Here is a 1,089-nt window from a genome sequence, read left to right on the forward strand (position 1 = left end):
CTAAGGGCTGTCCCGTAATCGATCTCCACGGGGTGGACGTGCCGTCGTCCCGGAGGCCAGGTCTGCTGGCTATCCGGCCTGGAGGAGGTTGCACAGACGAGCGATGCCGGGCATTGCGTGGTGGACACCGTCGCCCTTCAGGCGGCAGTCGCGCAGGATCTTCCAGGTCTTCATGCGCGCGAAGACGTGCTCGATGCGGGCCCGGACCTGCTTGTGGGAGCGGTTGTGCTCGCGCTTCCAGTCGCAGAGTTCACCGCTAGGTGGGCGGCGGTGTGGCATGACGAGTCCGGTGCCGGGGTAGCCGCCGTCGGCGATCGTGATGGTCTTGCCGACGGCAGCCTTTGCGCCGGACTCGGCCCAGGCTATGCAGTCGTTGCGATTGCCCGGGAGAGGTCTGCCCACGACTGCGACCAACTGCGTGTCGGCGTCGATGACGACCTGGTGGTTGGTGGAGTACCGATAGTTCTTGGACTGCTCGGCGACGGAGTGGTCCCGGGTCGGCACGAGAGTGCCATCCACGATGAGCACGGTCCCCCTGGCGAATCGTTGCCGCTGCTTCAGCGCCATCAGCGGACCAGTGTGGTCGACGATCCGATCGGCCGCAGACTTCGAGACGCCGAACAATGGCGCGAGCTGCCGCAGCGTCAGGTTGGTGCGCCAGTAGGCGGCCACCAACAGGACCCGGTCCTCCAGGGAAAGCGACCACGGACGCCCTGGGCGGATCTCATCGGCGCCTTCACGCCGCAGCACCGTGATCAGCTTGCGGAACACGCGGGGACTCAGTCCGGTGAACGGGGCTATCCACGAAGGGTCCGAAGCTGTGATCACGCCCGTCATTCCGAGATCATGACACGTGGGGGCTGCCGGGTAGACGCGACCGGGAGCCGACCGGGAGGATCCATGTATGCCTCAGGACGACGACTCCGCCAAGACGCCGGCCCCGGATGTAGCGGCATTCCTCAGGGCACGGCTCCAGGACGACTGGAACTACGCCCGTGACGCCATGATGAGCAGCGGCAACTGGACAGCCGAAAGAACGGTCGTCGTCCTGGACACGGGTGCTGAGATCGCGGATGTTTTCCTCGGCCC

Annotated in this window: 2 protein-coding genes; one reads left to right on the forward strand and one right to left on the reverse strand. The window is 65.9% G+C overall.

The window, feature by feature from the left end:
* Window positions 1-69 precede the first annotated feature (69 nt).
* Entirely contained in the window at window positions 70-837 is a 768-nt protein-coding gene (locus tag ACFYZ4_RS39900) for a transposase (RefSeq protein ID WP_390786314.1), read from the reverse strand.
* A gap of 67 nt (window positions 838-904) precedes the next feature.
* Here ACFYZ4_RS39900 and ACFYZ4_RS39905 point away from each other — a divergent pair.
* Window positions 905-1,089 (forward strand): hypothetical protein (locus ACFYZ4_RS39905; protein ID WP_390786315.1); only part of this gene is annotated, 185 nt, incomplete at its 3' end.

This window comes from Streptomyces sp. NPDC001513 (genome assembly GCF_042894695.1).
In the GTDB taxonomy this organism is placed as follows: Bacteria; Actinomycetota; Actinomycetes; order Streptomycetales; family Streptomycetaceae; genus Streptomyces.

Excerpts from the sequence above, each read along its gene's own strand:
- ACFYZ4_RS39900 (WP_390786314.1), bottom strand. The coding sequence starts at position 837 with ATGACGGGCGTGATCACAGCTTCGGACCCTTCGTGGATAGCCCCGTTC.